This is a genomic window from Anaerococcus sp. Marseille-P3915 (assembly GCF_900258475.1).
In the GTDB taxonomy this organism is placed as follows: domain Bacteria; phylum Bacillota; class Clostridia; order Tissierellales; family Peptoniphilaceae; genus Anaerococcus; species Anaerococcus kampingae.
In genome coordinates this window covers 454994-469921 of record NZ_LT984888.1, presented here as the reverse complement: position 1 = coordinate 469921, position 14928 = coordinate 454994, and the positions used below count along the sequence as shown (strand labels likewise).

General features: G+C 32.0%; 11 protein-coding genes and 5 pseudogenes. 6 read left to right on the top strand and 10 right to left on the bottom strand.

Annotated features, from left to right (window positions below; genetic code table 11):
• Positions 1–54: 54 nt before the first annotated feature.
• From C8269_RS11160 to mobC (C8269_RS09745), 4 genes and pseudogenes are all read right to left on the bottom strand, one after another.
• Positions 55–150, bottom strand: a pseudogene (locus C8269_RS11160) (relaxase); the annotation flags it as partial.
• Positions 151–793: 643 nt separating this feature from the next.
• Positions 794–922 (bottom strand): LDCC motif putative metal-binding protein, encoded by a 129-nt coding sequence (locus C8269_RS11095; protein WP_008901864.1) that lies wholly within the window; start codon positions 920–922, stop codon positions 794–796.
• Between the two features lie 78 nt (positions 923–1000).
• A pseudogene (locus C8269_RS10925) lies at positions 1001–1114 on the bottom strand (relaxase); the annotation flags it as partial.
• Positions 1115–1124: 10 nt separating this feature from the next.
• Positions 1125–1313 (bottom strand): annotated as a pseudogene (gene mobC / locus C8269_RS09745) (plasmid mobilization relaxosome protein MobC); the annotation flags it as partial.
• A 256-nt stretch (positions 1314–1569) separates the two neighbouring features.
• On the opposite strand from mobC (C8269_RS09745), the gene C8269_RS09740 reads away from it, so the two are divergent.
• From C8269_RS09740 to C8269_RS09720, 5 genes are read left to right on the top strand one after another with little or no spacing between them, the layout of a single operon-like run.
• Positions 1570–2271 carry a lantibiotic protection ABC transporter ATP-binding protein gene (locus C8269_RS09740; RefSeq protein ID WP_106461532.1) on the top strand — a complete coding sequence of 234 codons (702 nt, stop codon included), beginning with the start codon at positions 1570–1572 and terminating at the stop codon, positions 2269–2271.
• 3 nt (positions 2272–2274) lie between these two features.
• Positions 2275–3015: a lantibiotic immunity ABC transporter MutE/EpiE family permease subunit gene (locus tag C8269_RS09735; RefSeq protein WP_106461531.1), complete on the top strand. Its 741-nt coding sequence runs from the start codon at positions 2275–2277 to the stop codon at positions 3013–3015.
• Positions 3015–3755 (top strand): lantibiotic immunity ABC transporter MutG family permease subunit, encoded by a 741-nt coding sequence (locus C8269_RS09730; protein ID WP_106461529.1) that lies wholly within the window; start codon positions 3015–3017, stop codon positions 3753–3755. The genes C8269_RS09735 and C8269_RS09730 overlap by 1 nt, the downstream gene beginning before the upstream one ends.
• A gap of 32 nt (positions 3756–3787) precedes the next feature.
• Positions 3788–4447, top strand: a complete 660-nt coding sequence (locus C8269_RS09725; RefSeq protein WP_106461527.1) for a response regulator transcription factor — start codon at positions 3788–3790, stop codon at positions 4445–4447.
• Entirely contained in the window at positions 4438–5817 is a 1380-nt protein-coding gene (locus C8269_RS09720) for a sensor histidine kinase (protein ID WP_106461525.1), read from the top strand. Before C8269_RS09725 ends, C8269_RS09720 begins: the two co-directional genes overlap by 10 nt.
• Before the next feature lie 142 nt (positions 5818–5959).
• Here C8269_RS09720 and mobC (C8269_RS09715) read toward each other — a convergent pair.
• From mobC (C8269_RS09715) to mobC (C8269_RS09700), 4 genes and pseudogenes are all read right to left on the bottom strand, one after another.
• Positions 5960–6127 (bottom strand): annotated as a pseudogene (mobC, locus tag C8269_RS09715) (plasmid mobilization relaxosome protein MobC); the annotation flags it as partial.
• Between the two features lie 402 nt (positions 6128–6529).
• On the bottom strand, positions 6530–9079 hold the full coding sequence (locus C8269_RS09710; protein ID WP_106461523.1) for a S8 family peptidase: 2550 nt from the start codon (positions 9077–9079) through the stop codon (positions 6530–6532).
• Positions 9076–10041 carry an AAA family ATPase gene (locus C8269_RS09705; RefSeq protein WP_106461522.1) on the bottom strand — a complete coding sequence of 322 codons (966 nt, stop codon included), beginning with the start codon at positions 10039–10041 and terminating at the stop codon, positions 9076–9078. Before C8269_RS09705 ends, C8269_RS09710 begins: the two co-directional genes overlap by 4 nt.
• A 124-nt stretch (positions 10042–10165) precedes the next feature.
• A pseudogene (mobC, locus tag C8269_RS09700) lies at positions 10166–10339 on the bottom strand (plasmid mobilization relaxosome protein MobC); the annotation flags it as partial.
• Between the two features lie 709 nt (positions 10340–11048).
• Here mobC (C8269_RS09700) and C8269_RS09695 point away from each other — a divergent pair.
• Positions 11049–12317: an ISL3 family transposase gene (locus tag C8269_RS09695; RefSeq protein ID WP_106461520.1), complete on the top strand. Its 1269-nt coding sequence runs from the start codon at positions 11049–11051 to the stop codon at positions 12315–12317.
• Between the two features lie 231 nt (positions 12318–12548).
• On the opposite strand, the gene guaA is transcribed toward C8269_RS09695, so the two are convergent.
• Positions 12549–14081: a glutamine-hydrolyzing GMP synthase gene (guaA, locus tag C8269_RS09690; protein ID WP_106461518.1), complete on the bottom strand. Its 1533-nt coding sequence runs from the start codon at positions 14079–14081 to the stop codon at positions 12549–12551.
• Between the two features lie 10 nt (positions 14082–14091).
• Complete coding sequence (locus C8269_RS09685; protein WP_106461516.1) at positions 14092–14928, bottom strand: pyruvate, water dikinase regulatory protein; 837 nt, start codon at positions 14926–14928, stop codon at positions 14092–14094.

Genomic DNA, 14928 nt, shown 5'->3' with positions numbered 1-14928 from the left:
GTAAACTTATATTGTCAAGTATTTTTAATAAATGTAAGCAACGCTTATAGCTTTTTATCTCTCCACTTCTATCCAATAATAATTTTCATAGTTTTTCCTATACTGAACAAGGTCAGAAAATTGTTCTTTATTTAAGGAATACTCTTGCATAAAGGCTCATTGAATTAGGGATTTTAGAAAACTGATTTAGAGAGTCTTTTAGGTGGCAAGTAGAAGGGGCTGTTGCAAAACTATGAATAACTATCGTCCCATCGCTAGAGGGTTCTTGTGAGAAATTTTTGGCCTAGCCTGCCGGCTCGTGGAGGCAAAATTTTTCACAAGGTTCCTCTAGCGATTTGGGACGATTTATTCATTCTGCAACAGCCCCTTTTTGCGGGTCTGTAAATAATTTTGTGTATCAACCTAAATCCTGATATAAGGGTAAGGGTTGATAATTGGGATAAGATTTGATCCCAGCCTCGTATTCTATATGTCCATATGATGATTTAACTATTTTTTACTAGTACCATTTCTTGTATTTAATGATAGTGGTTTTTCTCCATATTCATAGTGTAAATGCTAATCTAGTTCTGCTTTCAAAAGTTCTTCCATTGTATCGCCTAGAAGGTCTTTTAGAGCTTCTTGAATATCTTGTACGCTTTGAGGCTGATATTCTTCAATTAACATTTTTGCTTTTTTTGTTTCTGGTCTTTTTTGGGCATAAAAATTCCTCCTGATTAGTTTTTACTTACCCTAATCAGGAGGTTTCTATACACAAAATTTTACACAGTCTCCGCCATGGTCATTTTTTTCTTTATTTATATTCTCTTTTGTTCATTGAACAACAATCTAATCTTTCATTTCCAAAAGATTTTTTATTTTCTTCTGCTAGATTTTTCAAGAATTTTTTCCATCTATTTTTTATTGATTCAAAGATTTTCATATTTTACCTCCTCGGGTAATTATTTGTAAATTTTCTACAATAATGTTTATACCAGAAAAAAATTATTTTTTCAATTTTTTATCTCTCCACTTCCTTCCCATAATAATTTTTATAGTTTTTCCTATACTGAACAAGGTCAGAAAATTGTTCTTTATTCAGAGAATACTCTTGCATAAGGGTATTCTTTTTTGTAATTACCATACTAATCACCAGAACTTTCTTTTGATTTATTAAGAAGTAGGGAATGAATCTGCCATATTTCTTTTGCCAATTTTTCTATTTTTTCTTTCATATAATCTATATCTTTCTTGTAAATGACACCAGTTGTATTAGTAGCTTTTGCAATCTGGTTTATGTTATTTGTTGCATTTGAAAGTAGCCATTGGAGATGTCAAAATAAATTAATACTCATAATATGTAGGCAAAAAGACCGCAGCTTGAAACTACGGTCTAATTTTTTGTCCAAATTTAAACCACTTGGAACTATTATTTTAAATATTCTTTTTTACTTCCAGTACCATTTGAGTACCAGTACCGGACAATAAAGGTAAAAGTAATCTATTAACTTTAAAGAAACTTATCTTCCTTATGGAATCCTTAAATTTGTATTTTATACTAAGTTTATAAAATGAAGAGGAGGTTCATTTATGGACAAATTGATATTAGAAACAAAAAATCTTACTAAAACCTTTGGTAATCAAAAAGCTGTAGATAATATTTCTTTAAAAATAAAAGAAAATTCTATCTATGGATTGCTAGGACCTAATGGGGCTGGTAAATCGACTACATTGAAGATGATTACTGGAATGATTCATAAAACATCTGGTCAAATCTTTTTTGAAGGTCATGGGTGGAGTCGTGATGATTTGTCGGATATTGGTGCCTTAATAGAAATGCCTGCCTTGTATGAGAACTTATCGGCTAGGGAAAATTTAAAAGTAAGGACACTCCTACTAGGGTTACCAGATTCTAGGATTGATGAAGTTTTGGAAATAGTTAGTTTAAAAGATACTGGAAAAAAGAAAAGTGGTCAGTTTTCTTTAGGAATGAAACAAAGGTTAGGTATCGCCATTGCCTTGTTAAATAATCCTAAGCTTTTGATTTTAGATGAACCAACAAACGGACTTGATCCTCTTGGAATTCAAGAATTACGTGATTTAATAAGATCTTTCCCAGAAAAAGGAATAACCGTTATTTTGTCTAGTCATATTTTAGCAGAAGTTGAACAAACTGCTGATCATATTGGGATTATTAATAATGGAAAATTGCAATATCAAAACATTATTAATCATGATGACAATTTAGAAGAACTTTTTATGAATGTTATAAAAAGTGGAATGGGAGTGTAAAAAATGATATCTTATATTCTTGCAGAAAATTTAAAACATAAGGGCACTTTCTTGAAGAAGTTATTAGTTATTATGCCAATAACTTTAATCTTATTGTCATTATTTCTTATGCCAAGTTATTTCACTACTAATTCCTATAACTGGTGGTACGTCATAATAATGCCTGCAACTTTTGCCTTAATCCCAGCAATGATGGATAGAAAAGAAAGTAGAAAATTAAACTACAGAGCAGTTTTTCCTCTAAATATTAAGCTTGAAAAGTTATGGGTTTCAAAAATAATTACAGCATTTATTTATATGAGTATTGCTGCTATAATTCATATGCTAGGAGTGTATATTTTTCAATTTTTAATTGGAGGGCAATTAGCACCAAACTATGGATTTTCAACATTGGTATTTGCAAGTTTCTTACTAATAATTACCAACATTTGGCAAGTCCCTCTATGCTTTTTCTTGGCAAAAAAATTTGGCTTTATAGCTAGTATTACAATAAATGCAGTATTAGGTCTAGCCTTAGGAATCTTGATATCTGATAGTGCTTTTTGGATTTATTGTCCATATTCTTGGGGAATTAGATTAATGATTCCTGTTATGCATATTCTACCAAGTGGTGTTTTAATTGAATCATCAAATCCAATGATATCAAACACATCGTTACTTATTCCTTGTATTTTATCTATATGTATATTTATATTACTGACAATTATAAGTGCAAAATGGTTTTCAAATCAAGAGGTAAAATAATGATAAAGATAATAAAATCCGAAATATATAAAATCAAAGGCACATGGCTTCCTTGGATTCACATAGTTTTACCTACAGCCTATTCTTTATTATTTTATCTGGCATCAAAAACCACTGGACTAGAAAATTTTGAAGAAAGTGATATAGTACAAACTTATTTTGTACTTTTAGGAGCGGTAATCCCAATAATATTAAGTTTTATAAGTTCAAAAGTTGTTGATATGGAAATAGGTGCTGGGAAATTTCAAGTGCTCTTATCTACTACAAAATCTAGAACTAAAGCTTATTTAGGAAAACTCCTTGTGCTAGAATTGGGATTTGTTATTTCGCTATCTTTATCTGTTGTGATTTTTGCATTATTAACAGGATATCAACACATCTTAGATTGGCTTATTGAATTTTTCTTAATTCTTATTAGCAGCCTTTCTCTATACATGATTCATCTTTGGGTATCAATTGAATTAAGTAGTGGTGCTTCTATAGGATTGGGTTTTCTAGAAACAATGATTGCTTTACTTTCAATGACTGCCATCGGTGATAGTATTTGGTATTTTATACCTTGTACTTGGGGCTCCAGGCTTCCTGCAATGTATATAACGATGAGCAAAGTTTCGGATCCTTCCTATTTTTATAAAGAGTTTAGAATTTGGAGTTTTGTATCCTTGTTTATTATCTTAATCTTATTTATTTCCTCAATTATTTGGTTTAATAAGTGGGATGGGAAATCTGTTAGTGAATAAAAGTTTTTAATTTAAAATTAGGAGGTGATAAAATGTCTTTAATTCTTGCAGTTGATGATGAGCTAGATATGCTTGATCTAATAAAAAACATTTTGAAAAAGAACAACCATCAAGTCGATGTATATCAAAATCCTTTAGACGTTGATAATAGTAAACTTAGTAAATATGATTTGATTCTACTTGATATTATGATGCCAGGTATTGACGGAATCAGTTTCTGTAAGGATATTCGAGCTAAAGTAGACTGCCCTATTCTTTTTCTAACAGCAAAAACCATGGAAGAAAATATAGTTGAAGGCTTATTAATTGGTGGTGATGATTACATCACAAAACCATTCGGTGCAGCAGAACTCCTAGCTCGTATAGAGGCACATTTAAGACGAGAAAAAAGAGAACGACACACTAGCTTAAATCTCGGCGAGATTCGTTTTGATTTATCTTCCAATGAAGTCTTTGTAGGAGATGAAAAAGTTCATTTGACAAAATCTGAGTATCAAATTTCAGAATTACTAGCCAAAAGAAAAGGACAAGTATTTTCAAGAGAGCAAATATATGAGCTTATCTTTGGATTTGATGGTATAGGAGATGCATCTGCAATATCAGAACATATAAAAAATATTAGGGCAAAATTTCAAAAATATGGGGAAAATCCAATTGAAACAGTATGGGGGATCGGATATAAATGGAATTAAAAACAAAAGGTCAATCTCTTAAAAATATACTTTTTAAATATTTGTTAAGTATTGGACTAGGGCTAGTACTCTCCGTCGGACTAATCCTAGCTTTTATATCTGCTTCTTATAAGTTTGAGTGGATATTTCCAGCAAATTATACTGAGAGTTTAATTCTTGAAAAAAGGACAGATATTGCCACTTCAAAAAATTTCGATAAATCATTGCTACCAAATAATACATCTTATCTATTTTTATCAAAAGACGAAAAAGTTGTAGAAACAAATATGAATAAGAATATCCAAGATATAGCCTTTAGCTATCATAAGGGGTCTGGTAATTCTAATTCCAACTTATCCTTTATGGAAATACAAAGATTAGATGGATATGTCCTTGTAGCTTATGACTTAAAGCCTTTTTATAAAAGTCCTTGGATGCAAAAAAATCTACCACAAATAAATACTTTATTACTAATCTTACTGATAATATTTTGTTTTATTAGTATTATTACTATCACATTAATTTGGGCAAAGAAAATATCGAGAGAATTAAATCCTTTGCTAGAAGCTTCGGAAGAAATCAGGAAACAAAACTTAGATTTCCAAGTTAAAAAATCAAATGTTCAGGAATTTAATGTCATATTAGAAAGTTTAGAAAAAATAAAGTTAGGGTTAAGTGAATCTTTAAGAACAAATTGGAGAGAGGAAGAGAAAAAAAGAAATCAGATTTCAGCATTAAGCCATGATATAAAGACTCCTCTTTCAATTATAAAGGGAAACTCAGAATTATTAGGAGAAACAGACCTAACAGAAGAACAGCAAACATATCTAAATTATATTAGAAAAAACACAAGCCGTATTGATAAATATATCCAAACTTTAATGCTTGTTAATAAATCTAATCAAGCAAATGAATTAAACTTTACCCAAATTAGAGCAAAAGAATTTGTAGAAAACATTGAAAAACTAGCTAAAGAATTCACATCAACTTATAAGTTAAATCTTTTAGAAGATATTAACTATGAGAATGGTATTTTAATAGTAGATTTAAAAAATTTTGAACGAGCCTTTCTAAATATTTTAAGTAATGCCGAGGAGCAAAGTCCCAAAAGCTCAACCATTGAGTTAGTTATATGTTCAAAAGCTGATAAGCTTCAAATATCAATATTAGACCAAGGGCATGGATTTACAGGTGAAGACCTATTATATGCAACAGATCAATTCTATCAAGGAGACAAAAGTAGGCATTCAAAAGAAAACTATGGTATCGGATTATTTGTTGCCGAACAAATTATTAAGATGCATGGAGGAAATCTTGTTTTAGAAAATAGGACTGATACAATAGGCGCAAAAGTCACCATATTATTACCTGTCTTGAATACTCTTATATAGGGTATTCTTTTTTGTATTCATAAATTATATATGATAATACTATGTTTTTGTATCAGTTTTTTTACTCTTAATAATGTAATCTATTGCTAAATTTAGAGTTGATTTTATAGGATATATTTTTATAATTGCCATACTAATTACTTTAACTTTCTTTTGATTTATTAAGCAGTAAAGAATGAATCTGCCATATTTCTTTTGATAATTTTTCTATTTTTTCTCTCGTATAATCAATATCTTTCTTGTAAATAAGGCCAGTTATATTAGTTGCCTTTGCGATCTGGTTTATGTTATTTGTTACATTTGAAAGTACGGTCTAATTTTTTATCCTCATGTAAAGTACTTGGAACTATTATTCAATTTATTCTTTTTCGCTTCCAGTACCATTTGAGTATCAATAGCCATTTTTTTACAACTTTCCTCTCGAAAACTCTCCTGAGTTTTCTCGCTTAGTTTTTCGGACTCAGCTTTGCTTCGTCTTAGTTGGACTTTAGATTACTTGAAAATCACTTCGTGATTTTCAAGACCATTCAGCGACAAAATAAAAAAGATGCTCCCTATGTCCTGGTACTATAACTATTTATTTTTTTAATGAGAGTCTCGTTCATGATATGTTTTCGTACAACTCTACTTGTTAAGGCAAAAAATACACCTAAAGTTTTTATTTTCTTTAGGTGTGCATGTTATTTGTTTAATCAATTCAAAGGTATATTATTTAAAAATTAATAGGTGTTTCTACTTTAAGTTTATTGGCTATATTTATTTTATTTTCTATTGATGAATATAGGTCTATAGTTTCTTCAGGTGTAGAAATACTTACAATTAGCGAATATTTAATTTTTGAATCGTATTTTTTTAGATAGCCTCTTTCTTTCCACCAACCTCCCCCTGGATATACAGCTATATATCTGTTTTCAGCAAGATTTGCTGCAGTATCTTCCCAAATATCTGAATGTATTGAGCCTACATTCCTATTATTCGTGCCTAATAACCATCTATTACTATCGTTTTTATTGTCGTATGATATACCCTTACTTTTTTCTTCATCTTTAATTATATTATTTATTCTATATAAAAAATGTTCTTTATCTTCATTTGTATTATTAACATCAAAAAATAATCTACATCCTGGATACCTATATTTATCCTCCCATCCAATCTCTCCAGGAGATGGATCTATAAAATATGATAATGTAACCCTCATCTTAACAGGGGTTTCTCCTAGACCAATTAAAACTTCACTAGGCCATGGAATTTCATGTAAACTCATTTCATTTATTGTTACCACACTTTTACTTTTTTTAAAAGGCTGAAGTTCATCTTCAATAATTAAATTAACTGAGTTATTTAAGCTGTATAAAGCTTGATTTAAATTAGGCCTACCATATCCTACAATTCGAAGCAATTCTCTTAACTCTGTCTTTGTAAGCTTATTAATTTCCTTATCTCCGAAAGCTTGTCTTATCATTGAATCGGTCCATCTAGCAGAATGTACCATAATAGCTTTTACAGTTTGAGGCCATATATTAGGATATTCATTCATAATTCTTATTGCCAAGTTAGCTGCTTGAGCTGTGGCTGAGCTTGTTCCATTCATCGTTGTAAATAACTTTCCAAGATGATAGCTTTTATTAGTTGTAAGAAGTTCTAAATCTTCAAAATTATCATATTTGAAGTCTTCAGAGTCTTTGTTATAACCTACGTTTCCACCTTCTAATACAATCTCAGGCTTAATCGGCCATTTGTGTTCCCACATCAATGAAGAAGAGGTAACTGGAGAATAGCTTCCCTTTTCAACTAAAGGTATAAAAGATTTATATGAAGGATCCTCAATCATTCCAAATTTGTTTGTAAAAGCACCTACAGTTAAAGCGTTCCATGACTGGGCAGGATCTTCTACAGAGTGTGTTGCTACAGCTACTTTATAATCATCAACTTCTTCAATTTCAGAACATTCTGTATTTCCGGCTGAGATAATAATTAATCTTGAATCAGTATTTTCAGCGCCATAATTTCCTAATGCTAAATTATCTATTCCTGCTGACCAAGAAGTGGGTTTGCCATCCCCTCTAAAATATTTTTTGTCTTTTTTGTCAGCATTAGGATCAAAACCCGCAGTAACTGGCATAGCAATTACTCTTTTATTATTAGGCTTACTTATTTCAACTAGAGAAATAGCTCTAGATGTTACATCTGCATATAAATCAACATCATTTTTTATATTTTCATCTACAAACCTAACTGATTCTAATTTATGATTTATTTCTATATTATTATTACTTTCTAAAGCTTCTTCTAAATTAAAATATGTTGATATACCAGCCATTCCTGTCCCGTGACCATTCGAGCTATTATCTTGTAAAATACGATCGTCAAAAGTTGTGTGCATATCTCCATCATCTAAAACTGGACTTATTAAAGGATGCCCATTATTAACACCATTATCTAATATACAAATAGACAAATCCGAATCCTTAAAATATGCTCTTTTTAAAAGCTCATCCACCCATTCTTTTTGTTCCTGTCTAGTATTTTCTTTTATAAAAAAACTCGCAGGAGTAGTTTTTTTCCTAAATTCCGCAATATGATCGCTATGCATTAAGATAGTTTTTAGAATTCCAATATCTGCCATTATAGATACTACAACACGTTCAGGAAATTCCACAAATTTTTTGTAATATTTAACTTCAAGTTGATTGCATAAGTTAAAAAATTCTTCAACTACTTTTTCTGTTGTATTATTACTATAAACAGAAAGCCAAACTTCGCAAGCTTCTTTATCTTTAATTGGAATCTCTTTAGTATCTGTCCATAATTCATTTACCATAGCTTCATTAATCGACTCAATAGATGCGACAACATCTGTTCCTTTATCATTGTCTTTAAATTTATTTATTTTCTTTAAGAAAAAGTCTTTCTTTTTAAATGGAACAAAAACGGTAGCATATTGTATCCCGTCTTCCTCTTTCACGCTACATAACCTGACTTTTTGACGAGTATCTTCTAAACTTTTAAAAATCAATTTATAGTTTTCTTTACCTCTAAATTGCAAATAAACTCCATCTCTTTTTGAAATGGAGCTGACTTTTTGACTATCTGATACTTCTTTATCCCATATGTTTTTAAACTGACTTTCAAGTAAGTCCGCATGACTTTTCCTGTCTCTTTTTGGAATATTTATCTTTCCTCGACGATTGATTGGTGAAAATGGAATTGACTCTTTGTTCTTTTTTATTCTAAAATGCTTTTTTAATTCTTTAGTCATTGACTAACCTCTTTATATTGCAAAAACTGTTTTCTTTCTTTTATAAAATCCAATAAAATGGTTTCATATATCTTTTTATCGTTTAATAAAACATATTTTTTAGCCTCTTTGCACGCCGTAACTATATCCGCATGACTAAGTCCGAGTGAGTTTTTAATTACATTTTCTGTAATAATGTTTTTTAAATCAAGACCATACAGATTAATTTCTATTAATCTTATTATTTGTTCTTTATCTGGAAGTTTATATTCAAAAACATCATCAAATCTTCTGAATAATGCCTTGTCTAACATATTTGGGTTATTAGTAGCACAAATTATTATACTGGCTGAATCATCTTCTTCTATATATTGCAGAAATGAGTTTAGTATTCTTCTCATTTCTCCAACGTCATTATCAAAGCTTCTATCCGAACCAATAGCGTCGAATTCATCAAATAAATATACCCCTCTATATTCTCTTATCTGATCAAAAATTTTTTTTAGCTTCACACTTGTTTCTCCCATATACTTAGAAATCAGATGGTGGATTTGTATGGAATATAAAGGTAATCCTAATTCATATGCAATTACTGATGCTGTCATTGTCTTTCCTGTCCCAGGATCTCCTTCTAACAATAATTTAGATCTGTTTTTTAAACCGTTTTTTAACAAAACATCTCTTTTCTTATATTCTGAAATTATTCTATCAATCTTGTTTTTTAATGAATTCCTAACTACAAGCTCTTCAATTCCTATATCGGAATATTTTAGTCCTAAAGATTTGTTGTTATTATTAAATTTAACTACATTATTTTTAGCTGATGGAGAGTTTTCCACTAATGCCTTTATCTCTCTAGCACTATTTGTATGGCCTACTTTGGCTTCATGAGCTGCTATTTGTAAAGCTATTACTTTAAATTTATCGCCATCATCACTAAAATGAGCTTTGAGTAGCTCTTTTACTTGATTTATTGTTGCCATTTTCTCCCTCCATTCTTAACGGTATAACTATTATACCAAATAAGTCTAATATTTTCGATATATCAGTTTTAATTTATGAGTCTTATAACTACTAAAGTTATTTAATATGAAAATAAAGCTTTAATTATTTGATGTTATTCAATAATAACGAATGTATATCCCATATTTCTTTTGATAATTTTTCTATTTTTTCTCTCATATAATCAATATCTTTCTTGTAAATGACACCAGTTGTATTAGTGGTTTTTGCAATCTGGTTTATATTATTTGTTGCATTTGAAAGTATCCATTGGAGATGTCAAAATAAATTAATCCTCGTAATATGTAGCCAAAAATACCGCAGCTTGAAACTATGGTCTTATTTTTTGTCCTCATGTAAAGTACTTGGAAGAATTATTTAGTTTATTCTTTTTTACTTCCAGTACCATTTGAGTACCAGTAGCTATTTTTTATTCTATGCATTTGAGTCGGTCGCTATCATACTTGAAAATTACTGCATAATTGGGGGTACCATTCAGCGACTTCACAAAAAAATGCTCCAGCCACAAACCTAAAAAATCTTCCTTTTCGTCAGGATTTTTTAGGATTTGTGACATAAGCTTAATCATCTATTTATACTGCGCAAAGTTCCTTTGTTTGATAAATAGTGATTATCGCAAAAATATCGCCTACGATATTTTTGCTAGCATTATATTCGGTCGCATCTTTTTTGTTACACTGCAGAAGGGCAGCCATCCATCTATCTTCGCATTTCGTGAACGATATATTGGGCTTATGTAAAAACATCGCTTGCGATGTCCTAGCTTTATTTTTATTATAATGTCTCTTCGTTTGAGTGGGTCGATATCAAACTTGAAAATCAATTCATGATTTTCGGTTCTATAATAAATCGTGTTGGTAGAAGTAGATGAAACTTCTGTCAGCACGATTTTTTAGTAAAAAAAGAAGACATATTTAATCATTTACCCTATAATTAAATCAGCTACAAATTAAAAAGGAGATTAAATATGTCTAACAATTATTTTATTACAAATTTGCTGAATATCAAAGATAAGAACCTTAATTTTTCTGATGGAATATATCACAAAGTTATTAAAGGTGTAACTCATACAATTCTAACAGCTAAATTAAAATATTCTAATCAAGTTTGCCCTCATTGTGGTTTAAACCATAATCTAATTAGGTACGGATTTAAATCATCTATTGTAAGGTGCTCTAGGGCAGGTGATAATCCTGTACTAATTGATTTAAAGAAGCAGAAAATGTTTTGTAAATCTTGTGATAAATACTTCTTACTTGAGTCTAAAATAGTTGATAAACATTGTAATATTTCTAATCAAGTAAAAAAACACATATTCGCTGATTTAACTAAAAAAATTTCAATTAAAGATATTGCTAGGGATAACAACATTTCCACTACTAGTGTTGCTAGATTTTTAGCTAGATTTGATAATTATTTTAATGTAGATTTTAGAACACTCCCTAAACATCTATGTTTTGATGAATTTAAATCAACTAAAGATGCTAAAGGTGCTATGAGTTTTATTTATTGTGATGCTGATAATGCAAGGATAGTTGATATTGTTGAGAATAGACAATTACCTTTTTTAAAAAGATATTTTTCTTCTTTTCCTAAATCTGTTAGAAATCAAGTTGAGATTATTTGTATTGATATGTATAGTCCCTATATTTCTTTGATTAAGGAGTTATTTGTAAATGCTAAGATTATTATTGATAGATTCCATATTGTTGGTCTTTTTTCTAGATCTTTTAATCAGATTAGAGTTGATACTATGAAGACTTTTTCTACTTATTCTTTAGATTACAAGAAGCTTAAGAAATATTGGAAGCTATTTCTAAAACCTTATAGGTTGCTTAGTTCGACAGTCCTTTCTAAGAAAATTCATTTCCCTGGTAGGTATATTTCTCAGTTAGATGTTGTTAATGAAAGTATTTCAGTTGATAAAGTTTTAGAAGACTCTTATACTTGCTATCAGATTATTAGGCAAGATATTGAAAATCGAGATTTTGAGTCTTTTAAAAAGCATTTGATTTATTTTAGGGATAGGGTTGGGTTTAAGATGCAGGTATCTATTAATACTTGCCTTGAATATATTGATTATCTTAAGAATTCATTTAATTTTGAGTATTCTAATGGTGCTATTGAGGGGATAAACAATTACATTAAGGTTTTAAAGAGAGTGGCGTTTGGTTACAGGAATTTTGCGAATTTTAGAACTAGAATACTTATTTCAAGAAATTTATTTGCTAGTTAAAAATCGGGGATAGAAATTTCTATCCCCGATAAAGAATGTAGTTGATTTTTAATTACCAACACGATTTGACAAAGAGCCTGATTTTCAATCCCATTCAGCGACTTCACAAAAAAAATGCTCCCTACTCGGTCGCATCTTTTTCGTTACGCTGCAGAAGGGCAGCCATCCATCTATCTTCGCACTTCGTGCTCGATATATGGGGCTGACGTAAAAACATCGCTTGCGATGTTTTTACTCCCATTCAATTGTTCCTGGTGGTTTGCTGGTTATGTCGTAGACTATTCTGCCTACTCCTTCTACTTCGTTTATCATTCTGTTTGATAGTTTTTGCATTAGTTCGTATGGGAGGTTTGCTGCTTCTACTGTCATGGCGTCTGTACTTGTGACTGCTCTTACTGCTACTACGTTGTCGTAGCTTCTAGCATCTCCTTTTACTCCTACTGTTTTGATTGGGGTCCATACGGTGAAGTATTGCCAGATTTTTTCGTTTAGGCCGAAGTTTTTGACTTCTTCTCTTAGGATGGCGTCGGTTTCTCTTACTATTCTTAGTTTATCTTCTGTGATGTCTCCTATTACTCTTATGGCAAGGCCTGGTCCTGGGAATGGTTGTCTCCAGACCATGTCGTGTGGGACGCCTATTTCTTCGCCTAGGGCTCTTACTTCATCTTTGAAGAGGAGTCTTAGTGGTTCTACTAGGCCTTTGAAGTCCATGTCTTCTGGTAGGCCGCCTACGTTGTGGTGGCTTTTGATTACGCTTGCTTTGTCTTTGCCGGATTCTATTACGTCTGGGTAGATTGTGCCTTGGACTAGGTAGTTAGCTCCGCCGATTTTTTTTGCTTCTTCTTCGAATACTTCTACGAAGTGGTTGCCTATGATTTTTCTTTTTGTTTCTGGGTCGGATTCGCCTTTTAATAGGTCTAGGAATTCTTTGGATTTGTCTACCATTTTGACGTTTAGGCCTAGGCCTTTGTAGGTTTCCATGACTGATTTTGCTTCGTCTTTTCTTAGTAGACCGTGGTCTACGAAGATACATTGGAGATTATCTCCTATGGCTTTTGAGACTATGGTTGCTGCTACAGAGCTATCTACTCCGCCTGATAGGCCGCAGATCATTTTCTCGCCTTGGTATTTTTCTTTGATTTCTGCTATGATTTCTTTGGCGAAGTCTTTCATTTTCCAGGTTTTTTCGGCCTTACATATTCCTAGGACGAAGTTTTCTAGGATTTTTTGGCCGTATTCTGAGTGGACTACTTCTGGGTGGAATTGGACTGAGTAAAGGCTTCTGTCTGTGTTTTCCATGGCTGCCACGTCTGTGTTGGCTGTGGATGCTGTTGCTCTAAAGCCTTCTGCTAGGTCTTTTACCCTATCTTTGTGGTTCATCCAGATTATGGATTCTTCTGGAATGTCTTTGAATAGGCAGCTTTCCTTATCTACTTTTAGGTCGGTTTTGCCATATTCGGCTAAGTTTGGTGTTTCGATTGTGCCGCCGTTTACATAATTTATGTATTGGTGGCCGTAGCAGATGCCTAATACTGGCACGCCTAGGTCAAAGATTTTGCTGTCGGCTTTTGGGCTTTCGCTATCGTTTACTGATTGTGGGCCGCCTGTTAGGATGATACCAGCTAGGTTGTCTAGGTTGATTTCGCTGAGATTGGTGTCGCACTCATGAAGTTCTGCATAGACTCCCATTTCTCTTACTCTTCTTACTATGAGCTGGTCGTATTGGCCGCCGAAGTTTAAGACTAGGATTTTTTCTTTCTTCATTGTTTCCCCTTTAATTTAAGTTTCGTACTTCCTTTTCTTCTGGGAAGTTCTCGTAGTAATATTGGACAATTTCTGTGGCTGTTTGTTCGACTGTGTTTTCTGTTACATCTATGACTTTGCAGTCTAGGTCAGAAAATATTTCTTTGGCGTATTCTAGCTCTCTTTCGATTCTTCCCTTGTCAAAGTATTTGCTTTCACCAACTATGCCTAGGGACTTGCTCCTTGTTTCTCTGATGTCTGAGAGCTTGTCTGGATTTATGATTAGGCCTATTATCCTTCTTGGGTCGACTTCAAAGAGCTCCTGTGGAAGTTTGGCCTCAGGCACTAGTGGTAGGTTTGAGACTTTGAAATTTTTTGTGGCTAGGATCATGGTTGTAGGTGTCTTAGATGTGCGTGATACTCCTACTAGGACTATGTCTGATTTTAGAAAGCCCCTGAAGTCTTTGCCATCGTCGTATTGGATGGCAAATTCTATGGCTTCTATCATTTCGAAGTAGTTTCTTGATAGGGTCCTGGTGAGGCCTCTTTGTCTAATTGCCTTATGGCCGGTAAATTGTTCAAACTTATCGATTCCATATGATAGGATGTCTAAGACTGTTATATCTAGATCTTTGGCCCTTGATCTAAGATACTGGGTTAATTCTTTGTTGGCTAGGGTTTGGACTATTATGGAATAGGATGGAAGGTCGGCTAGAATCTCGTCTATTTCATCTGTATCTACTATGTCTGAGAATCTTCTCATGCTTGTTTTTAGGTCTGGGAATTGACTTGTTACTGATTTCATGTAGTTTATTGCTGTTTCCCCGGTGGAGTCACTTATTATCACAATCGTTAAAACATCGTCCAT